This is a genomic window from Methylacidiphilum kamchatkense Kam1, assembly GCF_007475525.1.
In the GTDB taxonomy this organism is placed as follows: Bacteria; Verrucomicrobiota; Verrucomicrobiia; order Methylacidiphilales; family Methylacidiphilaceae; genus Methylacidiphilum; species Methylacidiphilum kamchatkense.
In genome coordinates this window covers 655,513-676,685 of the sequence record NZ_CP037899.1, presented here as the reverse complement: position 1 = coordinate 676,685, position 21,173 = coordinate 655,513, and the positions used below count along the sequence as shown (strand labels likewise).

General features: G+C 41.0%; 17 protein-coding genes. 10 read left to right on the top strand and 7 right to left on the bottom strand.

The genetic code is table 11. From position 1 onward, the window contains the following. The first annotated feature begins 82 nt into the window (after positions 1 to 82). From kam1_RS03150 to kam1_RS03140, 3 genes are all read left to right on the top strand, one after another. Complete coding sequence (locus kam1_RS03150) at positions 83 to 403, top strand: hypothetical protein (RefSeq protein WP_039721155.1); 321 nt, start codon at positions 83 to 85, stop codon at positions 401 to 403. A 79-nt stretch (positions 404 to 482) separates the two neighbouring features. Then, positions 483 to 1,889, top strand: a complete 1,407-nt coding sequence (locus kam1_RS03145; protein WP_244946148.1) for an alkaline phosphatase D family protein — start codon at positions 483 to 485, stop codon at positions 1,887 to 1,889. A gap of 95 nt (positions 1,890 to 1,984) precedes the next feature. Beyond that, positions 1,985 to 2,605 (top strand): MIP/aquaporin family protein, encoded by a 621-nt coding sequence (locus tag kam1_RS03140; protein WP_039721357.1) that lies wholly within the window; start codon positions 1,985 to 1,987, stop codon positions 2,603 to 2,605. A 378-nt stretch (positions 2,606 to 2,983) separates the two neighbouring features. Here the strand turns inward: kam1_RS03140 and kam1_RS03135 are convergent, their stop codons facing one another. The 6 genes from kam1_RS03135 to kam1_RS03110 all read right to left on the bottom strand — a co-directional run bounded on the left by kam1_RS03135 (position 2,984) and on the right by kam1_RS03110 (position 9,551). After that, positions 2,984 to 3,601, bottom strand: coding sequence for a hypothetical protein (locus kam1_RS03135; protein WP_039721156.1), 618 nt, complete (start codon positions 3,599 to 3,601; stop codon positions 2,984 to 2,986). After that, positions 3,598 to 5,004, bottom strand: a complete 1,407-nt coding sequence (locus kam1_RS03130) for a selenium-binding protein SBP56-related protein (protein WP_391524876.1) — start codon at positions 5,002 to 5,004, stop codon at positions 3,598 to 3,600. Before kam1_RS03130 ends, kam1_RS03135 begins: the two co-directional genes overlap by 4 nt. 433 nt (positions 5,005 to 5,437) lie before the next feature. Continuing rightward, on the bottom strand, positions 5,438 to 6,841 hold the full coding sequence (locus kam1_RS03125) for a bifunctional 2-methylcitrate dehydratase/aconitate hydratase (protein WP_039721158.1): 1,404 nt from the start codon (positions 6,839 to 6,841) through the stop codon (positions 5,438 to 5,440). Positions 6,842 to 6,903: 62 nt separating this feature from the next. Continuing rightward, positions 6,904 to 7,593, bottom strand: coding sequence for a ribulose-phosphate 3-epimerase (rpe, locus tag kam1_RS03120; RefSeq protein WP_039721159.1), 690 nt, complete (start codon positions 7,591 to 7,593; stop codon positions 6,904 to 6,906). A 66-nt stretch (positions 7,594 to 7,659) separates the two neighbouring features. Further along, entirely contained in the window at positions 7,660 to 8,724 is a 1,065-nt protein-coding gene (locus kam1_RS03115; protein WP_039721160.1) for an NADH:flavin oxidoreductase/NADH oxidase, read from the bottom strand. A 29-nt stretch (positions 8,725 to 8,753) separates the two neighbouring features. Further along, positions 8,754 to 9,551, bottom strand: a complete 798-nt coding sequence (locus kam1_RS03110) for a hypothetical protein (RefSeq protein ID WP_039721161.1) — start codon at positions 9,549 to 9,551, stop codon at positions 8,754 to 8,756. Between the two features lie 20 nt (positions 9,552 to 9,571). On the opposite strand from kam1_RS03110, the gene kam1_RS03105 reads away from it, so the two are divergent. The 3 genes from kam1_RS03105 (at position 9,572) to kam1_RS03090 (ending at position 13,462) form a co-directional block, all read left to right on the top strand. Then, positions 9,572 to 10,660 (top strand): pyridoxal-phosphate-dependent aminotransferase family protein, encoded by a 1,089-nt coding sequence (locus kam1_RS03105; protein ID WP_039721162.1) that lies wholly within the window; start codon positions 9,572 to 9,574, stop codon positions 10,658 to 10,660. A 712-nt stretch (positions 10,661 to 11,372) separates the two neighbouring features. Then, on the top strand, positions 11,373 to 12,044 hold the full coding sequence (locus tag kam1_RS03095; RefSeq protein WP_039721163.1) for a response regulator transcription factor: 672 nt from the start codon (positions 11,373 to 11,375) through the stop codon (positions 12,042 to 12,044). 32 nt (positions 12,045 to 12,076) lie between these two features. Further along, entirely contained in the window at positions 12,077 to 13,462 is a 1,386-nt protein-coding gene (locus kam1_RS03090; protein WP_039721164.1) for a HAMP domain-containing sensor histidine kinase, read from the top strand. Positions 13,463 to 13,469: 7 nt separating this feature from the next. Here the strand turns inward: kam1_RS03090 and gpmA are convergent, their stop codons facing one another. After that, complete coding sequence (gpmA, locus tag kam1_RS03085) at positions 13,470 to 14,219, bottom strand: 2,3-diphosphoglycerate-dependent phosphoglycerate mutase (RefSeq protein ID WP_039721165.1); 750 nt, start codon at positions 14,217 to 14,219, stop codon at positions 13,470 to 13,472. A 160-nt stretch (positions 14,220 to 14,379) separates the two neighbouring features. Between gpmA and kam1_RS03080 the strand changes: the two genes are divergently transcribed. From kam1_RS03080 to kam1_RS03065, 4 genes are read left to right on the top strand one after another with little or no spacing between them, the layout of a single operon-like run. After that, positions 14,380 to 15,702, top strand: a complete 1,323-nt coding sequence (locus tag kam1_RS03080) for a TolC family protein (RefSeq protein WP_235277011.1) — start codon at positions 14,380 to 14,382, stop codon at positions 15,700 to 15,702. 1 nt (position 15,703) lies between these two features. Further along, positions 15,704 to 17,017, top strand: a complete 1,314-nt coding sequence (locus kam1_RS03075; protein WP_143958240.1) for a TolC family protein — start codon at positions 15,704 to 15,706, stop codon at positions 17,015 to 17,017. After that, positions 16,977 to 17,912: an efflux RND transporter periplasmic adaptor subunit gene (locus kam1_RS03070; protein WP_172616752.1), complete on the top strand. Its 936-nt coding sequence runs from the start codon at positions 16,977 to 16,979 to the stop codon at positions 17,910 to 17,912. Before kam1_RS03075 ends, kam1_RS03070 begins: the two co-directional genes overlap by 41 nt. Positions 17,913 to 17,921: 9 nt before the next feature. Then, on the top strand, positions 17,922 to 21,101 hold the full coding sequence (locus kam1_RS03065; RefSeq protein ID WP_039721167.1) for an efflux RND transporter permease subunit: 3,180 nt from the start codon (positions 17,922 to 17,924) through the stop codon (positions 21,099 to 21,101). The last annotated feature ends 72 nt before the right edge of the window (positions 21,102 to 21,173 follow it).

The following is a 21,173-nucleotide window of genomic DNA, read 5'->3' as shown; positions in this document are numbered from 1 at the left end:
CTATTATATGCTTTACTTATAAGGTTTTATAAGATATTATAATACTAAAGCCTAAAAAAGGGTTTAAACTTCGAGAATACAAATGAAACATTTCAAGACGGTTTTTATCCTTACATTAAGCCTTTTCTTTGGAGTATCAATCATTAGTGGAAAAGCACAAAGCACTCAACCAAGCACTCAAACCCAGACCAACTCACAGGGAATTACAAAGGAAGAAAAAACCACCAGCCAAAATCAATCTAAGGAAGGGAAAAAGCATCATCACAAAGCCACAACAGGAAAGAAAACGAAGAAAAAAATAAAGAAAGATACAAAAAAATTTGGCCATGATGTGGAAAAGTCATTCAAAGATGTAGGGGGAGAAATGGAAAAAGGCTTAACTGGGAAAAGAACCATCAAATAGATTGTGTGTTTTTAACGACTGACCTTTAGAAAGAAAAGAAAAATCATATTGCTCTTTTTCTTTTCTTTCTATGAGGTCGATGTTTTATAAAGTCTTTCTATTTTGTCTTTTTAATTGTGTTTCTCTTTCTCTATTTGGAGAAAAAACCGAAGGCAATTTTTTCCCCTATGGTGTTGCCAGTGGTGATCCCACCACAAACTCTGTTATCCTTTGGAGCCGAATTGAAAGTTCGATTCCTAGAATTGATGTTCAGTATGAAGTCGCACTGGATCCTGAATTTAAAAAACCTGTAACCAGTGGTATTGTTTCAACTTCTCCTGAAATCGATTATACCTTAAAAAAAGAGGTGCAAGGCCTCGAACCTGCAAAGATCTATTATTACCGTTGGTCTTGGAATGGGCATTTTAGTCCGATAGGAAGAACAAAAACATTGCCGCTAAAAGCTGAAAAGATACGAATAGCTATTGCCAGCTGTCAGCATTTCGGAGCGGGATTTTATACAGCCTATAAGTACATGCTACAAGACAATCCTGATTTTATTATTCATCTGGGTGATTGGATCTATGAATTTCCGGTGTATGGAACGGTTTGCGCTAGGCCAGATCCAGTAGGTATAGCTGTTGATCTTGCCACCTACCGAGCAAAACACAGGCTTTATCGGACTGATCCTGATCTTCAGGAAGCCTTAAGAAATTTTCCTCTAGTTGTCATATGGGACGACCATGAGGTGCAAAATGATTATGCTGGAAGAGCTCTATCATTCTATAACCCCGAACGGATGAAAGCAGCTTATCAAGCTTTTTTTGAATATTTACCTATTCGACAACAAAAAGAATGGAAACTTTACCGGTCTTTTAAAATCGGTAATCTTCTAGAGTGTTTTCTTACAGATGGCAGACAATATCGAGAAGAAGACGTGTGGCATCCTGCCGTCCATGCCCCCGTTGAAGCGACGATGCAGGCATCGGCACCTGGCAGATCGATGCTTGGATCCGAACAAAGAAATTGGCTCCTTGAATCTTTGAAATTAAGCCATGCTCAATGGAAATTTATTGCTAGTGGAGATATGATGATGGATATCAAACTAGAAGGCAAGCCCATAAACTTAGATCAATGGGATGGATTCGCATGGGAACGGAAAGAGATTTTAAAGACAATACGGGACAATCAGATCCGTAATGTTGTTGTACTAAGTGGGGATAGTCATGTGTTCTCTTTTGGCAAACTACTACTTGATGGAGAGGAAATAGCCTGCGAAATTGGAACCGCAGGAATTTCTTCCCCGGCCGGCAAAATCGAAGGCAAAGAGAAAATTCTTAAAGAGAACCCTCATATTCTTTTTAACGATACCGAGCATCGCGGTTATGTGTTAGTAGAAATAACCCCTAGTGGTTGTAGCGGCTATTTTTATGGAATAAGCACTGTACTAAATAATAAGGGTGAAAGATTACTTCTTAAAGAAATCCACATTCCTAGTCGTTTTTAAATAGATGAATTATTTTTTTTTGTGTGTGGAACACTAAAGCCTTGTATAATTTCCATTTCTTAGCAAAACTTTCGGATCGTTCTTTTTTCCAAATCATGAATAAGTACATCGTTGAATTTATAGGAACCTTTTTTCTTGTTCTAACTATTGGGTGCACTGTCTTAGGCAGCGGTGGAATCCCACCCTTAGCAATCGGTTCGGCTTTAATGGTTATGATTTTTTCAGGAGGACATATTTCTGGAGGCCATTTCAATCCAGCAGTTACTCTTGGCGTATGGTTACGTGGCCGATGCCATTCAAAAGATGTCCTCCCCTATATGTTTTCACAGTTTCTTGGAGCTTTAGCCGCTGCACAGCTTGTTAGGCTTTTTAGAAAGCCTCCATCCACGCCACTGTCTATTGATTTGCTTCCGGCATTTGCAGCAGAATTCCTTTTTAGTTTTGCCCTAGTATTCGTAGTTCTCAATGTTGCTACAGCAAAGGGAACGGCCGGAAATTCCTTTTATGGACTCGCCATCGGGATGACCGTGATGGTTGGTGCTTTTGCTGTGGGAGACATTTCGGGAGGGGTATTCAATCCTGCAGTAGCCCTGAGTATTTGTTCTCTGGGCCTTGTGGCAATCAAAAACCTCTGGTTATATCTGATTGCTGATTTCCTAGGCGGTTTTGTGGCTGCTCAAACTTTTAAGATCGTAAGCAAGGAAGACGCTGCCTAAAAACATGCTTCAGCTTACTTACGCCTAAACAAGCATGTCTTCTTTTTTGTTTTGATTTTCTTCGAAACAGTCTCTGGGATTGTCTTGATAGTATTCTGGATGACGGTGCAATTTTAGTCAATACAAAGAAATGGTTCCGCAATTTCATTGGATGTAAGCAATCCGCAATGCTGCTGGCAGAGGAACTTGTTTTCTGCGCTAGGAACAGTAGCTATCCTAGCACCTAGAGCAAATTCCAATAGCTATAAGCCTAAGTTTTCCTTTTTACAACGGATAGTTGGTTAACAAGTATTTAGAACGAAGCCTTTAGACTCGATTATTTTTATCCTACCTCTTCAGAGAATCAACAAATCCAAACTGCTGGTTTTATTTATACTCCTAGTTTAAAGCAATCCAGGTACCTGCGGCAAACAGAGCAGCCGACCAGAGCAGATCAAAATTAATCCATTTTCTATAAAGCATTTTCAAAAGATCACTCATATAAACAATAGTGGCAATGCTAATCACCGCTAGAAAATACCCAAGGGTATGGATCATCGGAGGAATAAAAAGTTGTGCAGTAATTCCCGTCGGCTGTATCCAAAAAGCAAAGGATCGACTGCAGAGAGATGAACCAACAAGAAGCATCAAACCAGCCCCATGCGCGGAAGCCATCAGGAAAGACCAATAGATCAGATCGGCTACACCAACATTCATCCCAACCCATTTAGGGTGCCTTGAACGAACGAGCCAATAAAAGGCAAAACTGAAAAGAGCTACAACGGCCATCCATTTAATCCATTGCAAAGAAGCCCATTTGCCCAAAAGCAAGAAGAAGGCAAAATAGGAGCCTACCGACAAAAAATGACCTGTTAACAAGGCTACAGTTGAACGAATGATCCATCGGAAACTATTATGCTGTAGGGCAAGAGCAACCGCAAAAAGCCAACCCATCGCTGGATTTAGTCCGTGAAAAATACCTATCCCAAGATAATAGCCTAGGCTTTCAATGCTCATGGAAAACAAAAAGAATCTGTCGAAGAATCACCACCTTGCAGCCGGACTTGATGAGGCCTAAATCCAGGGAATTCCACAAAGAAATCCTTTTCTAACTCAAAGCTTTCCGCCTTAATCTTTACTAACCAACCTTCTATTCCCGCTGGATAAAACTGTTCATCCCAAGCCCAGTAAAGAGAATTAGTCAGATAAATTCTTTTACCATCTCGACTGATTTCTACCATTTGAGGACCACCAAGAAGTGGCTTTTGCGGTGCTTTTGGATGCGGTGTTCTGGCAACAATCCCTCCAATTTTAATACACCCTTCAAGAACAGGATGAAAAGGATCGCTGACATCATACTTATGCAGTTCCCCAGTTCCCCAGCAGGAAACATAAAGATATTTATCATCTAGAGAAAGATCGATGTCTGTCACCAAAGGAGGTACCATACCAAAGGGTTGTAAGAGAGAGGGGAGCGCTTCAGGGTTGGCTTTTAAAGCTGGAATTTCGATTACTTTTTTAATCTGCCAATCGTTTTTTTCTTTAAACCATAACCACACGGAAGCGGATAGATCTTTCCTAGAAATTACTACTCCCAAAAATCCATAGAGCTTTCTAGGATCATGTGCAGGTCTTACTTCCAAAGCCATTTGGTATTCATTTCCTAAATCTAAAGCTTTTAAATGCTTTCTTTTTCTCAAATCCCAAACATGAAGGCTGTGACCATATTGACCATCCATTAGAAGGCTGCCCACAACCCCATTTTCTATCATTGGTGGAGTGCCCCATTCACTACTCAAGAGAATATCCTGGTTGATATGCCACCAAAAATCATAAGCATAATATTGAGGCCCTCTGTCTATTTCCCACATGCCTAAAGGCTCAAAAGAAAAATGATCCATAACAAAAATTCCTCCAGGCCCCTCTCCTTTATTGTTGCCTAAAGCACTAATGTAAATCCCATCAGGCCCACAATGGACAGTGTGAGGTCGGGAATATCCAGTCCTCTTCATTAATGTTTCTGGCTCTATAATCTTGGAAATCGATGGGAACTTTGGGTCAGGTTTTGTATCGATGATATAAATGCGGGAAGATCTTAATCCAGGTACTATAAGATACCTTCTCTCAAGCTGCGGATAGAGAGCATTTGGACAAAGGGCACTGCTACAAGCATTCCAACCATAATGATGCAATTCATCACCGCTGTAAGGCATTTCCAACAAGCTAAGAATTTGAGAGTAACTTTTAGAATCTGGATCCACATCGATCACAGCCAACACATCTCCTCTTTCTTTAGTCGAATGATCTGAAGATAGAGCTTTAGGATTAAAAGCAACTACATAAGCAAGTTTTTCTGGTGGAGCATCCATTGCCAACCTTGCAGAGGGATAAAATGTAGGATCTATAGTCCAGTTCATAATGTTCCTTATGAGAGAAAATATTGGAAAATATATTCCTTAAAAACAAGATTTAAAGAGATATTTTATTTGGAGCACATAGAGGATGGTCTTGGTCTTTGTTGGTTAACAGGTCATAAGAAGACGCTTTTATTGATGTACGCTAACACTCCTTTTCTATTCTTCTTCAAAGTCAATGATTTAAGAGCTAACCGAATGAATCACTTTGGATTCCTAGGCAAGCAATAAAAAGAGAAACCAATCGGTCTTTATGAGCAATAACCAATCTTGCACTAGCTTAAAGCCAAACCAAAATAAGCAATAGCCCCAAAATTCCAATCCTAAAATCCATGTTGAGTAACCTTACCTAAATGCATACTGACCATGGTGTCCATGATCGGAAGAAACAACTGTCCATTGAATTGATTTATATTTATGCCTCTTATAAGAACAGGATCTAGATATCAGGAACAAATAAAGAAGCCAGTTCAGATGAACTTTTGCTAAAAAACTTTTCTTTACTAAGATAAAGATCAAGAATTTGTTTTTTTCTTTCTTCCGAAAAAAGATGATCCAAAGAATTTTCTATCTTCTGCAACAATACCTTTTGAAATTCATTTCTCCTTTTAGGATGGCCAAGGGGATAAAGAATCTCTTTTTTTATCGTTGCAGTGCCATCTTCAAAAAACACTTGTATTGCATTAGGAACAGCCATCTTTTCTGGATCATAATAATCGGAGGTATAGGCCTTATCCTCAATAGTTACCATTTTTTTTCTTAGCGCATCAATCCGCGGATCTCTTGCCACCTCATCTTCGTATAGATCTTGCGTCACTTTGCCGTACAACAGCGCGATGGCTACAATGTATTCCAAACAGTGATCACGATCAGCTGGATTGTGAAGAGGACCCTGCTTATGAATAATTCTGATCGCCGGCAACTGTGTATGAATCTCAATCCGACGTATTTTTTCAAGTTTAGGAAGAACTTCTTCTCTAAGTTCCAAAGCTGCTTCTATTGCACTCTGGGAATGATATTCTGCTGGAAAAGGTTTGAAAAGAACATTTTCCATGACAAACTGCGAAAGCGGTCTATCCATAACGATGGGTGCTCCTCTTAGCAGAGCATCTGAAAATCCCCATTGAGGAAGAGACAGCACATTGGGATAAGCCATTTCCCCTTTGATTGCCATAAACGCTAACCATACCGCTCTTCGGACAGCATCTGCTGCTGCCCAAGACTTTCTCCATCCAGTAGCCGGTGCATGTCGATAAATTCTTAAGGGAGCTCCATCCACAAAACTGTTGCTTAATGCACTCATTACTTCTTTTTCTCCTCCCCCAAGGATGGATGTTGCGATGGCTGCCGAAGCCACGCGAACAAAGACAACATGGTCTAAGCCAAAACGATTCAAAGAGTTTTTTAGGGAAAGGATCCCTTGGATTTCGTGAGCTTTGATCATCCATTCCAGTATTTTCAACCCACTTATCTTTTCCCCTGTAGTCCTCTCCATGTACTGGGTGCATGCTAAAATTCCACCCAAATTATCGGAAGGATGCCCCCATTCTTGAGCCAACCAAGCATCATTATAATCAAGCCAACGGACTGCGCAGCTAATAGCATAGGAAGCATTGAGGGGATCAGCCTTAAGCAAAGTCCCTGGAATGACACAGCTTCCAGGGGAATCAAAAAGTGGGGTCATTCTCCAGCGACATTCCTCAGATTTAACCCCATGCAACAAACAAGCTAGAGCATCCCAAAAGCAAAGATAGGCATTTTCAATAGCACTGACACTAAAATCTTTGCTATGTAGAGCATAGCTACAAATTTCTTCCAATACCTGATCACCTTCAATGTTCATCAGGATGCATCCTTTCTTTTGTATTCCGTCTCTCTTCTAGTTACATCCACTGTAAACGAATCTCAAGGGAAAGCCTTTTCAATACTTTCCCTTAGTTGTAAAATATTTTCTTTGACATTTCCTTTAAAAACAGCAGAACCAGCAACCAACACATCAGCTCCCGCTCTTACAATTTCAGTAGCATTGGCAGGTTTAACCCCTCCATCAATTTCAAGCCAGGCTTTAGATTTTATCGCATCAAGCATCTGCCTGAGTCGTTCCACTTTCCTTGTACTAGTTGGAATATACTCCTGTCCACCAAATCCAGGATTTACCGACATGATCAGAATCAAATCAGCATACCAAATAATTTCTTCAAGGCTCACCAAGGGAGTTGCTGGATTCAATGTAACTCCTGCTCTAACTCCTAAGTCATGGATTAACTGAACTGTCCGATGTAAATGAGGACAAGTTTCTACATGAACAGTTATAATATCAGCGCCCGCTTTGACAAAATCAGGAATATAGCGATCAGGATTTTCAATCATCAAATGCACATCCAACGTTGTGCCTGTCGCTTTTTTTAAATTTCTAAGAGCTTCAACAATCAAAGGACCAATTGTAATGTTTGGAACAAAATGACCATCCATTACATCAATATGGAGCCAATCGGCTCCAGCATCTAATGCTTCTTTCGCATGAGCTTCTAACCGAGAAAAATCAGCAGACAAAATAGAAGGAGCAATTTTAATATCTTTAGGACTCATTTTCATGCTCTATGATTATCTCGGTTCTATATATGCAATTACAAATAAAATTTCTTTTTTCTAAAAAGAAAATTACGATGGTTTGGCTCGCAAATACTGGGAGGGCCATGAAACTTTGACTCCCAGGGCATTAGCAGCCTTCAAAACCCAGTAAGGCTCTCTGAGTAGCTCCCTAGCTAAAAAAACGCAATCGGCTTTATTTTCAGAAAGAATCCCTTCAGCCTGCCAGGGATCGGTGATCATTCCTACCGCACCTGTCATAATGCCTACCTGCTTACGAATCGATGCAGAGAATGGGACTTGATAGTTAGGAGCAACCGGTATAGGGACATTAATAAGCCCTCCACTAGAACAATCGATCAGATCAATTCCAATCTCTTTAAGCCGATGACAAAAGGAAATTGACTGCTCTAGATCCCAGCCTTCTTTATGCCAATCAGATGCCGAAATGCGAACAAAAACAGGGAGTTCTTGAGGCCATAGGGATCGGACAGCCTTCGCAACAATAAGAGGAAATCTCATCCTGTTTTCTAGACTTCCTCCAAATTCATCAGTCCGCTTATTAGACAGTGGGGAGAGAAATTCATGAAGCAAGTAGCCATGAGCCATATGGATTTCCAAAACTTGGAATCCAGCTTTTCTTGCCCGTTGTGTCGCTCGGGCAAAATCCTCTTCCACCCTATGGATATCCTTATGCGTCATCTCCATGGGGGTAGGAGAAAGCGCATCAAAAGGGATAGGGCTTGGGGCTATAGGAATCCAGCCGTTTCTTTCAGGAGGAACTGGAGCCCCTCCAAACCATGGCTTATCAGTGGAAGCCTTTCTGCCTGCATGAGCAATCTGTATCCCAGCAACCGCGCCTTGTTTGGAAATAAAATTGACGATTGGAATAAAAGGCTCGATATGCCTATCAGACCAAATACCTGAATCAAAAGGGGTAATCCTTCCTTCTGGACTGACGGCTGTCGCTTCAACCATCACTAAACTCACTCCTCCTACAGCTCTTGAACCTAGATGGACAAGATGCCACTCATTTACAAATCCTTCTTCGGCCGAATACATACACATTGGAGAAAGAAAAATCCTATTTTTAAAACGGACGGAACGGATGCAAAAAGGCTCAAACAGCTTGCTCATAGTTTCTCTTTGTTCTTGGTTATTTGTTGTTAGTTGCTGCCAATCTGCTGAGGCAATTTAAAGTCTTTCATTGAAATAATCTGTCTGGCATGGGTTTGTCCAAATATATATTTGAGTCGGTATTCTAGATCGAAAAGAGAGGGCATATATCCAAAAAGACCCTTTTCAGCATTGGCGTGATAGTGGATATCAAGCTTATCGACAACCGCAATAAACCATGCCATAGCCACCGGTTTGGGTAGCCTGCCTTCTACATACAGGACCGAAAAATCATCTTGACTAATCCATATTTTACCTTGAACAGAGTTGATCAGCTTTTCTATTTTAGATTGATAAGGTTGGTTCGGTTTTGGATCAAAACCAATAATATATGAAGCCAGCCCATGCCATTGGTTCATTCCTTCATAGCGTAATTTAAATCGGGGAACAAGGTTCCGAAGCGAAAGATAATCTGAGACTAAATTAGCCGTCTGAGCTTTTTGAATGTCTTTGGTGCTCATCTTTCGGAAAGACAAAGTTCCGCTATTTGGATCAGCTGACAAAAGAAAACCTTCTCCTGGTTTGACTAGAAATTCAAGACGGTCTGTCTTCACAGGCTTTCCAAAAGCGTCTAATTTTTGAAGTTCAATTTTTTCTTGATATTCCAACCCAAGCATAGCTTTGGTCATAAGCTCGTTTTGAGAAATGGCGCGGCTGACGATTTCTTCAAGAGATATGGGAGGTTTACTAGTTTGCTGAGCCTTATGTTGGCTATTAGCAAGGGACAATCCATACGTCAACAAAAGCAAGATTTCAAAAACAACAACTATCATTTGCTTTTTTTTCATAAGAAAGATATTTTGACGGAATGTCGAACCACATAAAACTTTTTATACCTGGTCCTACTGAAGTATCTAAAAAGACTTTCGAAGCTTTTGCAAGTCCAATGATCGGACACAGAAGCAAGGATTTCCAAGCTCTTTACCGTGAAGTCCAGACTGGACTTCAGAAACTATTCTATACGCAAAGACCTGTGTTTTTCAGTACAAGTTCAGCTTGGGGAGTCATGGAAGCTGCCATACGGAATCTTGTACAGAAAAAAGTGCTTTGCTGTATGAATGGAGCTTTCTCTGATAAATGGTTTGATGTAGCAATCCGCTGCGGTAAAGAAGCTGATAAACTCCAATATCCATGGGGAAAGCCAATTGATCCTAATGATTTAAAAAACCGTTTAAATTCGAACGCATATGATGCAGTAACTTTCATTCATAATGAAACTTCCACAGGAATGATGAATCCTCTTTTTGAAATTGCTGCCGTCATGAAAGAGTTCCCAGACGTTTCTTTCATCGTAGACTGTGTCTCTTCCTTCAGTGTTCTTAAAATTCCTTTTGATGATCTTGGAATAGATGTCATGCTAACGGGAACTCAAAAAGCATTGGCTTTGCCTCCCGGCGGTGCTCTCTTTGTCGTATCGCAAAGAGCAATGGCTAAAGCAGAAAAAACACCAGCAAGAGGATATTACTTTGATTTCCTTGAGTTTCAGAAGAATCATGAAAATTCTATGACTCCCAGCACCCCTTCGATCAGTCTCTTTTATGCATTGAAAAGTAAAATAGCAGAAATCTTCGAAGAAGGACTTGAAAACAGATATCAAAGACACCTCACCATGGCTTTAATGACAAGACAATGGGCCAAGGAAAGAGGCTTTGAGCTTTTCCCACAAACTGGATATGAATCGATCTCTTTGAGTTGTATCAAAAACAATCTAGGGATTGATATTCCTCAATGGATTCAACTTCTTAAAAATCGTTTTAGCATGGTAATTGATGGAGGCTATGGGAAAATAAAAGGACAGACATTTAGGATTGCTCATATGGGAGATGAGACCCCTAAAACCATTGGCAATCTTTTGGATAATCTGGATGAGTGCTTACAAGAACTTAAGAAAGCTTGATGGTTTAGCTTGCATTATAAAGTAGTGCCTCAGAAGCCTCGCTTGCGAGACTTGCCCCACAAGGGGATAAGCCAAATCATCGGGTTTTGTAAAAAAGACGGCATACAGTCGCTTTTTCCCAACAACTCTAAGGAGGGTGCGGAGAAGCCATGTCGTTCATCCCCAGAGTGCATGAGCCAGTGGGAATAGGGCAAGAACATCAATGTGCTGCAACAGAAGTTGAGTAAAGGCCGTACCGTGTACTTCGCTTAAGGAGGAAGCTGGCAGCTAAAGAGGGTATGCGGCATGCGGCCCTTATCAGAAGCCTAAAGGGCTGGACTCTCGATGCAAAGCCCCTTGAATTGGAGGGTTACAGAGACAGTGTGGGTCCGAGTAACATGCCCCCTATCGCCCATGGTTAGGTAGGGTTGTTGCCCAAAGGCATTACCTTCTTCCTGTAAGTCTCCAGCATAATAGTAATCTGGATATGGGCTAGTGTTTTCTTGCCTCAATTTCAAGCATCAAGCACGATATTAGCACGGGCGCAGGTTCCCTACTATGGAAAGAGCCCACGGCTTGTGAAATGGGAATAGAAATCCATCCGCTTTAGGGGATTGGAGAGATGTGGGAGCGTCACAAAAATAGATGCATTATCAACAGGAATTTTTTCTTTTGAGCATTGACTCTTTCCAAAGACAGCTTTTAATCCTATCTTTGAGAAAGAACTGGTGGCATGCGTATTCTTGTCGTCGAAGATGAAGGAAAAATTTGCCGATTCATTGCCAAGGGATTGGAAGCAGAGGGTTTTGTTGTTGATACTTGCAACCGAGGGGACGAGGCCCTAGTTCAATTGCTCACGACCCCTTATGATGCAGCGATCTTAGACATTATGCTTCCAGGACCAGATGGGATCAGTGTCCTTAAGGCTGTTAGGGAAAAAGGGGTTCATCTTCCTATTCTTTTATTGAGTGCAAGAAGCCAAACAAGAGACAAAATAGAAGGGTTGAACAGTGGTGCTGACGACTATCTTCCAAAACCTTTTTCTATGGATGAGCTAGTAGCTCGTTTAAGGGCGTTAATCCGAAGAACGGCAGGTGTCGGTCTCTCTGTTTATAAAGTAGGGAATTTGACGCTGAATTTGGTAACAAGAGAGGTGTTCCGCGGCCAAAAGAAAATCGATTTAACGGCAAAGGAATTTTCTCTTCTTGAGCTACTAATGAGAACGCCAGGAAGAGTTTTCACGAGGACTCAAATTTGTGAACATGTTTGGAATTATCATTTTGATCCTGGAACAAACCTTGTGGATGTCTATATCCAAAAGCTGCGCAAAAAGATTGACGAACTTGAAGACCAAAAATTGATACAAACCGTTCGGGGTGTTGGATACAAAATAGAAGCCGTCTAAGAAAACCCGCTGAGGCCATTTCTATTGTTGCTATGAAAAACCTTCCTCTAGGCTGGAAGATAGCCCTTTGGACCGCTTTTTTAGTTGGAGCCTCTCTTCTTTCATCTGGAATTGTCGCTGGCTTGGCCCTCTATAGAGAGTTGATTGAAAGTACAGACCAAGAGCTAAAAACCGATTCGATTGAATTGGTTAGTCTTTTAACTGAAAAGCCTGTCTCCTTCTTTTCTTCCAAAGACTCTTTTTCTTTGAATATTAATCCCTTCGAAGAAAGCTCAATTCTCGAACTGTCTTATTCTGATCCAGCATTGGTCTACAAATCACCAGTCTTAGCTGGTAAAAACCTCTTTGAAGACCACGCAATCAACAGTTTTTTTTATGCACAACTTGGAGATGGCCTCTATCGCGTATTTTTTACTGAAAAGAACGGTTATAAGCTTGCTCTTGGGAAAAAGATGCTTTCGATCTATGAAATCCTCACTGAAGCTTCCTACGCCTATCTCCTATCTGCCCCCTTCGCTTTGATTCTTTCCACCTTTGGAGGATGGTGGATCTCTAGAAAGGCTTTGCTACCTATCCGTCAAATGACCTCTACCCTCGAACAGATCAGAGCTTCGGCTTTGCATCAAAGACTTTCCATTCCAGCCCTAGATCCGGATCTTAAAAGGCTTGTTACGATCCTCAATGAAATGCTTGGAAGACTGGAAGAGGCTTTTCAAAGAGAAATTAGGCTGACCGCTGATGCCTCCCACGAATTAAAAACACCCCTAACCATTTTAAAAAACGAGTTGGAATCAGCACTCCAAAGAACGGATATAGATAATCAAACTGAAAAAACGTTTCTGAACTTATACGAACAGGTCCAGTCTTTAAGCTCCATTACGCAAACACTTCTTTTTTTATCTAACTTGGATAGAGACAATTCTTTTATAAAACCGACTCGTATCGACATAGCCCAAATCCTCAATGAAATTTTAGAAGACACCGCGATTCTTGCTGCCTCCAAAGGAATCACTATTGAAAAGCAACTCCCTCAGTCAATTCCCATGATTGCCGACGAAGACCTCATACGCCGACTCTTATGGAACATCTTTGACAATGCCATTCAGTACAATATTTCAGGGGGATACATAGGGGTGAGCTTGCAACTTAAAAGTACTGACCGATGCCTTCTTCAGATAAGTAACAGTGGGCCTGTAGTGCCTGAAGAAGAAAGAAAAAAAATTTTCGAACGGTTTTACAGAGGAAAAAACGCTACTGAACGTGGAATTTCTGGACATGGACTAGGTCTTAATTTGTGTAGGGAAATTGTTCTCGCCCATAAAGGAGAGATTACCTACTTGATTGATGAAAAAGGACACAACCAGTTTTCCCTTCTTCTTCCAACAGGTTGTGGCAATGAATCAGAGAAAAAAAACTAGCTGTTTTTTAGCTGCTTGCTTTGCCTTGGCTGGCGACCATTCGTTCGGCTTTCTTGATCTCCTGAATATCTCCAAGATAATAAGAAGCAATTTTTCTCCCCTTCTCATCGAGTTCATAAACCAAGGGAAAACCAGTTGGGATATTCAATCCAACGATCTCTTTGTCACTGATGCTCTCGATATACTTTATTAAGGCACGAATACTGTTCCCATGGGCGGCAATCAACACCTTTTTTCCGGAGAGAACTTCGGGAAGAATCTTCCCTGTCCAGTAAGGCACAGTTCTCTCCAATGTGTCTTTTAGACTTTCAGCTGAGGGGATGCTTTCAGGAGGCAGGGATCTATAGCGAGGATCAAACTTAGGATGTCTTGGATCGTTCGAATCTAATGCCGGTGGCCTAATGTCATAACTTCTGCGCCATAAGAGCACTTGCTCTTCACCATATTTTTTTGCCATTTCAGATTTATTGAGTCCTTGAAGTGCTCCATAATGCCTTTCATTAAGCCGCCAACTTTTCTCCACAGGAATCCACATCAAGTCCATTTTATCCAGGACAATCCAAAGCGTTCGGATTGCTCGTTTTAAAAGGGATGTATAGGCAATATCAAAGACAAAATGTTCTTCTTTGAGCAACCTAGCGGCGTTTTCTGCTTCTTCTATTCCATGGGCAGATAAATCAATGTCTGTCCAGCCCGTAAACCTATTCTCTTTATTCCATAGACTTTCACCATGACGAAGAAAGACGACTTTCATCATTTATTATGAGTCGAAATTAACAAAAAAGAAAAATTAATTTTTTTTCATTGAAACGATTATTCTTTCTTTACTTTATCGATCCATGTTTTCTCTAAAAAAGACAGTTAAAAAAGCCGGTTTTATTTTCGGAATAGTAACCATGAGCTTCCACACAATAGTCATGAAAATAGGTTATGGCATACAACTGCTCAGTACCTGGATGGTCTATTTTATCGCCTTTAATTGCTTATATGGAGGAGAGAATAAAGAAAGACTTTTAAAAAAGCTGGTTGATCAAGCCCTTACAGTCGATCCCACTGTCCATTATTTTTATATGGAAATCGAAGCGGCAAAAGGTCAACAAATTCAGGCTAGATTATTTCCTTTCCCTCAATTCATCGGATATATTGGGCCATGGAATAGCAGTGGCTCTATTAATGCTCCTTCGGCTTTCATTCCCTATGGCTATCAGTTATACCAACTTTACCAACCCCTTCCATTTCCTGGAAAGCTGAAATCTCATAAAGAAATAGCTCTTCTAGACCGGGAAATTGCCGAGCTTGTTTTTTTGAGATACAAACTATTTTTGGCCTTCAAAGTCTACTCCCTTGTTTACAGCATAGGGCTTACCAACGAAAATCTTCGAGTAACAGACGAAATCATTGAAAGGCTATCGGCGTTGATTGCTTTTTTGTCACAAAGACCGAAGATTGGTATACAAGGCCTTATTGAATTAAGAATTCTTCAGGGAAGTTTAATTAGTTTTCTCCAGAGCCAAAGGGATCAGCAACAAAACCTGACCACTCTCAAATCTCAACTCAACGCTCTTTTAAATCAATCTCCCTTAAGCCCCTTACCTTCGAATATCCTTCCTGAGAGAACTTTCCCTAAATTAAGTCTGGAATCTCTACGACGTTCGGCATTAACTCATAACCCCACAATTCTTATCAATGATCTTTTAATACACAGGGCTGAAAAAGAGCTCTATTTAGCTAGGCTAAATGCCTATCCAGACTTCACTGCTGGTCCTTTCTGGGAATACAACAAAGGAATCAATACCGATCAGGGAGGTGGAATTACTTTTACTGTAGGGATTCCTTTCAGCGGTTCGAATGTTCCAGGTCAAGCCGGATTCGCATGGACTACGAACAAAGGAAACATTGTCAGTGCGCAAGCAAAAGTATCCCAGGCTCATTCTATATACAATGCTACCGTTCAAATGATTGATTCTTTGCTTGGCTCTCGCTTTGCTGTTTATGAAAAAGCTCGAGAACAGCTCCTGTCATTGCCTTCGGAAAAAATTTTAGAAAAGCTGAAACAGGCGGCATCTATTGCAGAAAGACAGTATCGAGTGGGATCGATTGATATTAACCGGTTCCTTGCCGTCCAAAAACAATACCAAGCAGTTTCTTTATCAATCAGAAGTACTGAAATCAATCTGCTCTCAGCTTTTTACGAATTAGAGAACATTGCCGGAATAGAACCTAGCCAAACTATATTTTAAAATGAAAACACAACCCAAAATTAAGCCTTCTTACCCTTTTTTCCTTCTTGAACTCCTGGTCTTCTGTCTCTGTTTTTTTTGTCTTCCTCCTTCTTTGAAAGGTCAATCGGATAAGTTTAACTTTTCCATTACGATTCAGAATCTCATAGAAGAAGCCTACCGGAGGAATCCAGAAATACTTTATTATGAAGCAGGGATCGAAGCAGCTAAAGGGCAATCGATCCAAGCAAAAATTTTACCCTATCCAGAAATTGTTGGTTATGCAGGCCCATGGTTTAGCTCCCCAGGCCAGGGAGAAAAAGCAGGCGGGGCAACAGGTTTTTACCAGGAATACGAAATCGTTCAGCCCTTTTTCTTCCCTGGTAAAATGGACATTCTTAAAGCCATTTCAGACAAAGATGGAGAATTAGCAAGGCTTTGGTTAAATCAATTTAAGTTAAGCTTAAGAGCGCAAGTGGCAAGCCTGGCTTATCAGCTGGCTGTCGCCGAAGTGAATGCCAAAGCAACACAAGAAATTGTCAACCAAAGCAAAGAACTAATCGATTTTTTAGCAAAGCGCCCAAAAATCGGGATCCAGGGGCTGCTAGATCTAAGGATAATCCAGGGAAGTTTAGTTGATTTTCAGAGAATGTACAGTGAGCAGGAACAATTAAAAAAAACAGTGTTTGCTCAACTTAATGCTATTCTTGGCTATCCTCCAGAGCATCCTCTTCCTCAAAATATTTTACCACCTGTCCAATGGCCTACTGTTCCTGATCTAAAAAAGCTTCTTGATTTGGCAAGCAAACAAAACAATTTCATCAAAATGCGAGTGGTGGAAATCGAACGAGCTGGGAAAGTAATCGATTCGGCAAAGCTGGCGAATATGCCAGATTTTGGTCTTGGTCCTTATTTCATTCAGGAAAAAGGGACAAACAACAATATTGGTCCAGGAGTGATTTTTACTAGTGGTGTTCCTCTTTGGAATCAGAACCGTGGAAATATTCTTACCTCTGAAGCAAGAAAAGAGCAGGCGATTTCCATGCTCGCTTCAACTTGGAGAATGGTTCAAAGTGCGATCAACTCCAGATTAGAAGTATATAAACAAGCAACAAGCTTATTAGCTAAACAGCCACTATCCCTTTTGGAAGAACTTCGTTCGGCCGTCCATCTTGCCGAAAGACAGTACCGGGTCGGAGCACTGCCTGTGCAAACATTCCTGGAAATGCAAAGACAATATATCTTCAGTGCGCTTACTTTAAGAACCGCACAGATCGATGCAGCGGTTGCTTTCTATGACCTACAAACCCTTACTGGTGGAGAATGGTCAAAATAACATTAAAAAGATAAATACTACTGACTGCAATGCACTTCTGTTATTTATTGTGCCCCTTCCTAATAAAGTTTCCAGGATTTACCTCTTTTTTTATTTTCTCTTTTGTTCTCATGGCTTGGTTGACTTTCTTTTTTATCCTTCCCTTTATGGACAAGTTACGGAGAACTCCACTGGAACTTCAGCTCCAGAAATTGTTTTTGAAGAATCGCTGCCCCGACTGGACCCCTCCTCTCCACCGCAATTCATTCCTGGTAAAGGACTTTTCCTTGGTGAAATCACAGAAAAAGAAATGGGAATTCAAATAGAGGCAGCGGTCGAAAAAGAAATTGCTCCCCTCTACTTTGGAGAAAGTCAAGTTTACAGAGCCTCATGGGAAAAAACTTCCGAGCAGAGTGGTCAGAAAGAAGGTTTTGCCTATTCTACTTCTTTTATTGATGCTAAAGATTCTGAAAAACTTAACGTTGGCCAACGCGTGCTTGTTAAGTCCAAACAGGGAAACTCAGAGGCTACCTATGAGGGAAAGATTTTTTTTATAGACAAAGAGCTCATTCCAGTCATTGGGAAAGCTGAACTTATTTTACAGATCGCTGATCCTAAACAGAGTCTTCAAGCGGGCGATTGGATAAACTTCGAAACTTCCTTGGGGCTGGTTGCAACTTGGGTAACTGTTCCTGAATCCGCAGTTTTATACACCGCCAGTGGCTGCTTTTCCTATCTTTTTTTAGGTCATGGCAGGTATCTACGCAAACCGGTTGAAGTCGCCTTTGTCAGTCAAGGAATAGCCGCCATAAAAAAAGGGATCGAAAAAGGACAAAAGGTCGTGACACACGGGGCCAAACAGCTCTGGTTACTTGAACTGTCTCTGTCTCAATCCGGAGGACCTTCCACCTACTAAAGAAAAGTTATGACAAGAAAGATCATATTTTTGTCCATCGAAAAGAAAGAAATTGTCCTTGGCTTAGCCATTGTTCTATTTATCGTCGGACTATGGTCTTTTTTCCATCTGCCTATTGATGCTGTTCCAGATTTATCGAATGTTCAAGTCCAAATTAATACCTATGTTCCCGCATTTGCCCCTGAAGAAGTAGAAAAACTAATCACATTCCCAATAGAAATCGAAATGGGAGGAATCCCAGGACTAGAAACGATCCGTTCTTTAAGCAAATTCGGTCTTTCTCAAGTGACATTAATCTTCAGAGACGGCACTGATATTTATCGTAGCAGGCAACTTGTAGGCGAAAGGCTACTGGTGGCCAGCTCGAAGATTCCACCTAATATTACCCCAACCATGGCACCCATAGCCACAGGATTGGGCGAAATTTTCAATTATATTATCCGCTATAAAGAGGGTGCAGATAAGCCTTCTTCAGAACTGCTTCAATTGATAGAACTACGACTGCTCCAGGAATACACAATTAGGCCAATGCTTAGAAGAGTAGCAGGCGTAGCCGATGTAAATACGAGCGGAGGCTATCAAAAGCTGATACTCGTAGAACCTGATCCTAGTCGGCTGACTAATGTGGGACTTACGATTGGTGAATTTGGGCATATTGTTGGCCAAAATACGGAGATTGCCGGTGGAGGAGTCATCGATAAAGCTGGCGAACAGCTTACAGTAAGGTCTTTGGGCAGGGTGAATACTCTGGATGAAATTGCGATAATCCCGATTAAATACGCCGGAGGATCACGGCCAGTATTAGTGAGGGATGTAGCTAAGGTAGAAGTGGGAGGCAACATACGAGTAGGAGCTGCAACTTACAATGGTGCCGAAGCTGTTCTCGGAACGGTGATGATGCTTATTAAAGAAAATAGTCGGACTGTTTCTGAGAGAGTCAGCAAGCAGTTGGAACTTATCCAGCAAAGGATTCCCCCTTCCTTCGAAATCATTCCGGTTTATAACAGGGCAGATGTAGTTAATGCAACAATCCGAACAGTAACTCACAACTTGATGGAGGGAGCCCTACTAGTCACTGCCATCATCTTTGTTTTACTGGGTAACTGGAGAAGTTCATTACTTATTGCCTCGGTCATTCCTATGTCCTTCCTTTTCGCCATTACTATTATGTGTTGGTTGGGGCTTTCTGGAAACCTTATGAGCTTAGGGGCCATTGATTTTGGATTGATCGTTGATGGTGCCGTCGTCGTTACAGAAAATGTTCTTCGAAGGCTCTCTGTAAAAGAGGCTTTACTTGCTCGACCTATTAGTCCAGAAGAAAAAAGAAAAGAAATATTCGATGCTACTTTGCAGGTAATCGGTTCTGTCTTCTTTGGGATTCTAATTATTACAGTCGTCTATCTACCTATTCTCACCCTCTCTGGAATCGAAGGGAAGACCTTTAGACCCATGGCGATAACTGTCATTTTCATTCTTTCTGGCTCTCTCCTGCTGAGTTTAACCTATGTCCCAACCGTAGCCGTACTTGGTTTAAAAGCTCAAAAGGAAATGAAAGAAACTTTTGTGGTCTCTGTGCTTAAAAAAGCCTATCTTTTGGTTTTGCATTGGACACTAGCTTCTGGCAAATGGATAGTTCTTCCTGCTGCTCTGCTCTTAATAGCTGCTGCCTTTTTGGCCTTCGGTCGGCTAGGAACTGAATTCATCCCAAGACTGGACGAAGGATCTATTGCCGCCATGATCTATAGAGCCTGGTCCAGTGATCTGCCTTCCTCGGTAGCCATGGAAAAAAAGACTGAAAAGATGCTTTTAGAAAAATTCCCTGAAATCAAATGCATCTTTTCTAGAGTAGGCACTTCAGAAATTGCTACCGATCCTATGCCTCCAAACGAAAATGACATCTACTTGATGTTAAAACCCAAAGATATGTGGAGAAAGAAAAACGGAAAACCGATTTCCAAAGAAGAGCTTATTGAGTTGATAAATAAAGAAATTTCCTACCGCGTCCCTGGACAAAAAATCCTTTTTTCCCAACCGATTGAAACACGATTCAATGAAATGCTCGAAGGCGTCCGAACGGATCTTTCAATCAAATGGTTTGGAGAAGATTACGATATTTTGACTAATTTAGCCAAGCAAACTGAAGCAATTGTCAAATCTATCCCTGGAACTCTTGAAACCCAAATTCAAGCCGAAGGAGATGCTCCTTCTCTAGAATTCATTCCTGATCGAGAGTTGATGGCCAAATATAATATCGAGGCCAGCGAAATGAATTCGGCAATATATTCGGCGATGGCTGGAAATCCTGTAGGTCTCATGATCGACGGAGAAAAGCGATTTCCTATTACTATCCGACTTCCAGAACAGCTTAGAGAAAATCCAGATGAAATCCTTAATCTGCCAATTAAATCGGTGACTGGCGGTGTCATGCCACTTTCCTCTATCTGCCACTACCAAATTTATAAAAGGCCACGATCGATTTTCAGAGAAAACGGTGTTCGATATCGTGCTGTCATGGTCAGTTTCACAAAGAATGATATCGAAGGGTATGTTGAGGAAATCAGAAAAAAAGTTGAAAAACAGATTCATCCCCCTAAGGGATATTACGTCGAGTATGCTGGTCAGTATCAAAATTTAATAAAAGCAAGGCAGAGACTCTTTGTTATTGTACCCTCTTGCCTGTTGCTTATCTTCTTTTTATCGTATATCGCCCTGAAAAATTTCAAACAGAGTCTTCTTGTCATTTCTAGTGTCCCTTTTGCAGCCACCGGTGGCATACTATCTCTTTTCTTTTTGCATATTCCTTTTAGTATTTCTGCAGCCATTGGTATGATCGCTCTTTCAGGTATATCTGTTTTGGCCTCTTTGATCCTCGTCACCTTTATCAACCAGCTACGACAGGAAGGATATGAACTAAAAGAAGCGATTGAAAGAAGCTGTGACTTAAGATTTCGACCGATCCTTACCACTGCAGCAGTTGCAAGCCTTGGTTTCATCCCAATGGCACTTTCTAAGGGAGCTGGAGCTGAAGTTCAAAAACCTCTTGCCATTGTTGTCATTGGAGGGATTGGTTCCTCGACCTTCCTAACTCTTTTACTGCTACCTCTTTTGTATTTTTATCTGGAATATCGAAAAGAAAAAAAACAAATTCATCCGATACTTAAAGAGCAAGAATTCCTTGAAAAAAAATAACTGCAAAAAAAACATATCATTTAGGAAATTAAAAGAAGGATCCTTTTGTTGCTAAAGAAAAGACTGCCGTTT

What these genes read in the sequence shown, in the direction of transcription:
- kam1_RS03125 (WP_039721158.1), bottom strand. Translation starts at nt 6,841, where the DNA reads ATGAACATTGAAGGTGATCAGGTATTGGAAGAAATTTGTAGCTATGCT.
- kam1_RS03115 (WP_039721160.1), bottom strand. Translation starts at nt 8,724, where the DNA reads ATGAGCAAGCTGTTTGAGCCTTTTTGCATCCGTTCCGTCCGTTTTAAA.
- kam1_RS03065 (WP_039721167.1), top strand. Translation starts at nt 17,922, where the DNA reads ATGACAAGAAAGATCATATTTTTGTCCATCGAAAAGAAAGAAATTGTC.
- kam1_RS03105 (WP_039721162.1), top strand. Translation starts at nt 9,572, where the DNA reads ATGTCGAACCACATAAAACTTTTTATACCTGGTCCTACTGAAGTATCT.
- kam1_RS03135 (WP_039721156.1), bottom strand. Translation starts at nt 3,601, where the DNA reads ATGAGCATTGAAAGCCTAGGCTATTATCTTGGGATAGGTATTTTTCAC.
- kam1_RS03150 (WP_039721155.1), top strand. Translation starts at nt 83, where the DNA reads ATGAAACATTTCAAGACGGTTTTTATCCTTACATTAAGCCTTTTCTTT.
- kam1_RS03070 (WP_172616752.1), top strand. Translation starts at nt 16,977, where the DNA reads ATGACCTACAAACCCTTACTGGTGGAGAATGGTCAAAATAACATTAAA.
- kam1_RS03095 (WP_039721163.1), top strand. Translation starts at nt 11,373, where the DNA reads ATGCGTATTCTTGTCGTCGAAGATGAAGGAAAAATTTGCCGATTCATT.
- kam1_RS03090 (WP_039721164.1), top strand. Translation starts at nt 12,077, where the DNA reads ATGAAAAACCTTCCTCTAGGCTGGAAGATAGCCCTTTGGACCGCTTTT.
- kam1_RS03145 (WP_244946148.1), top strand. Translation starts at nt 483, where the DNA reads ATGTTTTATAAAGTCTTTCTATTTTGTCTTTTTAATTGTGTTTCTCTT.
- gpmA (WP_039721165.1), bottom strand. Translation starts at nt 14,219, where the DNA reads ATGATGAAAGTCGTCTTTCTTCGTCATGGTGAAAGTCTATGGAATAAA.
- kam1_RS03140 (WP_039721357.1), top strand. Translation starts at nt 1,985, where the DNA reads ATGAATAAGTACATCGTTGAATTTATAGGAACCTTTTTTCTTGTTCTA.
- kam1_RS03075 (WP_143958240.1), top strand. Translation starts at nt 15,704, where the DNA reads ATGAAAACACAACCCAAAATTAAGCCTTCTTACCCTTTTTTCCTTCTT.
- kam1_RS03080 (WP_235277011.1), top strand. Translation starts at nt 14,380, where the DNA reads ATGAAAATAGGTTATGGCATACAACTGCTCAGTACCTGGATGGTCTAT.
- rpe (WP_039721159.1), bottom strand. Translation starts at nt 7,593, where the DNA reads ATGAAAATGAGTCCTAAAGATATTAAAATTGCTCCTTCTATTTTGTCT.
- kam1_RS03110 (WP_039721161.1), bottom strand. Translation starts at nt 9,551, where the DNA reads ATGAAAAAAAAGCAAATGATAGTTGTTGTTTTTGAAATCTTGCTTTTG.